Annotated in this window: 3 protein-coding genes and 1 CRISPR repeat array; all 3 genes read left to right on the top strand. The window is 31.5% G+C overall.

Translation table 11 applies throughout. The annotated features are described in order from the left end of the window. On the top strand, window positions 1-4,125 hold a 4,125-nt coding region (cas9, locus tag ACH2BG_RS13315), incomplete at its 5' end, for a type II CRISPR RNA-guided endonuclease Cas9 (RefSeq protein ID WP_395048183.1). A gap of 49 nt (window positions 4,126-4,174) precedes the next feature. Continuing rightward, the gene (locus ACH2BG_RS13310; protein ID WP_395048182.1) at window positions 4,175-4,414 is read left to right on the top strand and encodes a type II toxin-antitoxin system ParD family antitoxin; all 240 of its coding nucleotides are present in this window, start codon (window positions 4,175-4,177) and stop codon (window positions 4,412-4,414) included. Continuing rightward, window positions 4,407-4,682 (top strand): type II toxin-antitoxin system RelE/ParE family toxin, encoded by a 276-nt coding sequence (locus tag ACH2BG_RS13305; protein WP_395048181.1) that lies wholly within the window; start codon window positions 4,407-4,409, stop codon window positions 4,680-4,682. Before ACH2BG_RS13310 ends, ACH2BG_RS13305 begins: the two co-directional genes overlap by 8 nt. A gap of 93 nt (window positions 4,683-4,775) precedes the next feature. Continuing rightward, window positions 4,776-5,256: a CRISPR direct-repeat array (repeat unit 19 nt; unit sequence GTTGTGGTTTGATTAAAGA).

Raw genomic sequence — 5,256 nt, 5'->3', positions numbered from 1 at the left:
AATAATATGTGTCCATTATCTCTTGAAGAAGTAGAAGAATGGAGAATGTCAGGTTTTAAAAATTATCCATTGAATCCTGAATTTTTGAAATGGCTACGTACTGATGAGGTTGAAAACACTAATCCTTATGTTTTTCGAGATAGAGCAAGTAAACAAAAAGTTTCTTTGTTGGAGTTAGGGAGGGCTTTCTATCATATTGCGCAACGAAGAGGTTTTTTGAGCAATAGATTAGACCAATCTGCGGAAGGTGTTATCGAGCAACATAAACCCGATCTAGAGGATATTCTTGAAAATGCAGCAACTATTACGGAACTTCAAATTGAATTAACGGACTATTTTCAAGATCGTGATTTAATTGAACGCAAAGCAACGGATTTAGACGATGGAGAAAAGAAACTGAAAACCTTATATAATTCATTCTTTAAAACGATTAAAGATAATCCAAAAGACTTTGAGAGAACTAAAACCATACTCCTTGAACGGTTGAATAAAAAAGAAGACTTAGGGGCTGTCAAGCAAAAGATTGGAGAGATTTCTCAAGCAATGAAATTGGGCAATTATGCAACTTTAGGACAATATTTTTTTAGTTTATACAATAAAGGTAAAATTAGAAATCAATATACTGCACGGGAAGAACACTATCTTTCTGAATTTGAAGTCATTTGTTTGGTTCAAGGAATAGACGGAATAATAGCAACTGAAAAATTACCGGAAAAAAGATATTTTGGACTAGCTAAAGAATTGTATAAAGCTATCTTTTTTCAAAGACCATTAAAATCTCAAAAAGGCTCAATAGGCAAATGTACTTTTGAAAAAAGTAAGTCAAGATGTGCCATTTCACATCCCGATTTTGAGGAATATAGAATGTTGTGTTTTATTAATACCATAAAGATAAAAACTCCCGATGATGAAACTCTAAGATTTCTTACTAACGAAGAAAGATTAAAAATCACTCCCAAGTTTTTGCGAAAAAAGGACAATTTTAATTTTGAGGATTTAGCCAAAGAATTGGTTCCAAGTGGCTGTAAATATGCTTTTTATAAATCATCTGCTGCTCCAAATGTTAATTACCTGTTTAATTATAGTATGAATTCTTCTGTGAGTGGATGTGTGGTATCTACTTCATTAAAAAATGCATTGGGTGAAGATTGGAAGACTAAAATCTATACCTATGAAACTCTTAATAAAAGCGGTGAAATAGTAACACAAAATCTAGATTATAATGATTTATGGCATTTGATTTCCGTATCTACTTCGGATTTGTACTTACAGGAATTTGCGAAAAACAAATTGAAATTAGACGATAAAAAAGCCGTTTTATTCAGTAAAATAAAATTAAAGAAAGATTTTGCCAGTTTGAGTGTAACAGCAATTCATAAAATAAATCCTTTTTTGAGAGAAGGATTGTTGTATTCGCACGCTGTTTTTATGGCCAATATTGAAAATATTGTAGATGTTGATATTTGGAAAAATCTTGAGGATAGAAAATACATCCAAACTAAAATTGCTGAATTAATAGCTACAAACACTTTTGATAATAATTTGTTGGAAATTGTAAACGGGCTCATTAAAGAATGTAAAGTTGGAGGTTTTTATTATTCAAAAGAAGCCGAAGGAACCTATAAATCAGATTTAGAAAAAAAGGTAAGTTATTTTGTGAAAGCAAATAAAATTGATGACCAGAAAGCAGCTATTGTAAAAATGTTATTTCCTATTTATATTGAGCAAATAAAAAAATACGAATTTTTAATAATAAAACGATTAGACGAAAAAGTATTTGATTTTTTAGATGGTCAAAATGATGACGGACAGGTTTTTTGTAACGCCAAGAATAAACTTAATAAACTATATCACCCATCAGATATTGATGTTTTTAGAAAGCAAATTTTAAAAGATGGAAATGGAAACGAAAAATTAGTTTTAGGAAGTCCGTTAATTTCTTCAATAAAAAATCCGATGGCGATGCGAGCCTTGCACCAATTGCGGAAAGTCTTGAATGCTTTAATTATTGAAGGTCAAATTGATGAAAAAACTAGAATTCATATTGAAATGGCCAGAGAATTAAACGATGCCAATAAACGAAAAGGAATTCAGGATTATCAAAGAGATATAGAAAACAGCAGAAAAGCATACATTGAAGAGATAAAAAAAGACTATAAAGCGCAAACTGGAATAGACATTGAACCAACGGAAGACGATATTTTACGCTATCATTTATGGATTGAGCAAGACAGAAAAACAATTTATGAAGAGCAATATACTAATATTAGTATATGCCAAATTATAGGTAGTGACCCTGATTATGATATAGAACATACTATTCCAAGAAGCAGGTCACAGGACAATTCACAAATGAATAAAACGTTGTGCAGCAAGCGATATAATCGGGAGATTAAAAAGAATAAAATGCCTATTGAGTTGAGTAATCATAGCGATATTTTAGATCGAGTTGCACCTTGGCAAAAAAAATATTTGGCATTGGAATATGATATAATAGGGATTTCAAGAGCAATTAAAGCCGCAACCACAAAGGAACAAAAAGACCGAAAAATCAGATTGCGCCATAAATTGAATTTACAGAAGGAGTATTACAAAGGAAAATATGAACGGTTTACTTATAAAGAACCGAAAGTAGGTTTCAAAAACAGCCAAATTCCAGATACGGGAATCATAACCAAATACGCCAGTGCGTATTTAAAATCCTATTTTGGCAGAGTAGAAGCCGTAAAAGGCGGAATGGTTGCTGAATTTAGAAAAGCTTGGGGAATTCAGGAAAGTTATATTAAAGACGGCAAGAAATATTATGAAGTGAAAGACCGCAGCAAGCACACACACCATTGTATTGATGCAATTACAATTGCCTGTATGACCAAAGACAAATATGATGTAATGGCGCACGCTTGGGATTTAGAAGATGACTTGGAAAAAAACCAATACAAATTAATGAAATCCGTTTTAGAACAATCAAAACCTTGGAAAACCTTTACTGAAGATTTAAAAAAGATTGAGGGCGAAATTTTGGTTTCCCATCATACACCAGATAATGTAAAGAAACAATCTAAAAAAATCATCAGAATACGAGGGAAAAAACAATTTGTTGCCGAAATGGAAATTGATACAAACGGAAAAAATGTTCCGAGAACAGACAACAATAACAAAATAATTTTTAAGAAAGATAGCAACGGAGAGAAAATGGCGAGGTTTCATCAAGGTGACACAATTCGAGGTTCTTTGCATCAAGACAGTATTTATGGGGCAATTAAAAACCCATTGCATCAGGAAGAAATACGCTATGTAATCAGGAAAGAGTTAGAGAGCATTAAGGCTTCGGATGTTGAAAGCATTGTAGATGAGGTTGTAAAAGAAAAAGTAAAACAAGCAATTGCCGATAAGGTTTTACTACTATCTTCAAATCCACAACAAAAAAATAAACTTGCTGAAAATCAAAAGGTTTGGATGAACGAGGAAAAAGGAGTTGCCATTAATAAAGTACGTTTGTATGCCAACTCTGTCAAAAATCCCTTGGAAATAAAGGATCATTCCTTGCTGTCGAAATCACGCCATGAGCACAAACAAAAGGTTTATGCTCAAAATGACGAGAATTATTGCATGGCAATTTATGAAATAGATGGAAAGAGAGATTTTGAATTAATTAATAATTTTAATTTAGCCAAGTTACAAAAACAAGGAGAAGGATATTATCCTTTGTTTAAAGAAAAAAATGTTAATGGAAAAACAATACAAATACCTATCGCCAGACGAAACAATCGTGATTTGGTTTTAAAGAGAGGGCAACAGGTGATTTTTTATGATAAAGAAGTTGAAAATCCTAATGATGTAACTGATATGATTGATTTAAAAGGAAGAATTTATATCATTGAAGGATTGTCAATTCAAAGGATTAATTCATCTGGAAAGCAATACGATTTCGGAGTAATTATGTTTAGATATTTTAAAGAGGCAAGAAAATCAGAGGATTTAAAGAATGATAAATATAAGCCAGATGGTGTTTTTAAATTGGAAGAGATTAAACCAACCAGAAAAATGAATCACAATCAGTTTTCTGCTTTTGTTGAAGGAATTGATTTTAGAGTATTGTCATCTGGTAAAATTGAGAAGATATAATTTTATTTCGAAAGTTTGGTGTAAATTTACACCAACTAAAACTAGTATTATGGCACGACAAAGTATCACTTTAGCCAATCAGAATGATGAATGGTTAAAACAGCAAGTAATAAATGAAGAATTTACTAGCAAAAGTGAAGCAGTAAATTATTTAATTAAGCAAGCTCGTGATCGAGATGAGTATGTTGAATATGTTCGAATGAAGTTAGATAAAGCGGAGAGAAGCGGATTTAGCACCAAAACAAAAGAGGAATTATTAGCAGAAATTAAGAAAAAACTAAATGTTTAGTTATAAACTTAATATTCAAGCAGAGGAAGATTTGACACGAATTTTTGAATATGGATTAGATCGTTTCGGATTATTCCAAGCTAATAAATATTATGAAATGTTTTTTGATTGTTTTTCAAAAATTGCATCAAATCCATATCTATTTCCTGAAGCTATTCGTTTTCGTCAAGGTTATAGATATTGTATTTGTGGAGTAGATACTATTTTTTATAAAATTAATGCCAATGAAATAGAAATAATGGCAATTATAGGAAGACAAGATTTTTAGAAGTTCTTTGATATACAGTTTTTCAATGTCTTAAACAGCCAAACCACAACTGAAAGGTATGGCATCCGCCCAGCAGGGATGCAGTAGCTTTCTGTTGTGGTTTGATTAAAGATTAGAAAACACGATATTAAGCGGTGTTTTCCGTATCGACGTAGCTGGGTTGTGGTTTGATTAAAGATTAGAAAACACGATATTCAGTTAACTTTTTTAGATGATAAATACGCAGTTGTGGTTTGATTAAAGATTAGAAAACACGATATTGAGAGGGCTTTTTTATGCCTAAAAAGCAAAGTTGTGGTTTGATTAAAGATTAGAAAACACGATATTATGCCAGCAATATCAACACCGACATTATCGGTTGTGGTTTGATTAAAGATTAGAAAACACGATATTAGATTTTTTCGAATAACCTTTAAAACGTAAGTTGTGGTTTGATTAAAGATTAGAAAACACGATATTTACATCGGATTATTCCTGACAAGTTCCCATGTTGTGGTTTGATTAAAGATTAGAAAACACGATATTATATTCATAATGAATCTATTTTCGTAGCGAGTTGTGGTTTGATTAAAGA

Origin of the sequence: Flavobacterium sp. (assembly GCF_043779715.1) — a bacterium.
Taxonomy (GTDB): domain Bacteria; phylum Bacteroidota; class Bacteroidia; order Flavobacteriales; family Flavobacteriaceae; genus Flavobacterium.
The sequence above is the reverse complement of the archived record's forward strand: the minus strand, read 5'-3'. Positions and strand labels throughout refer to the sequence as shown.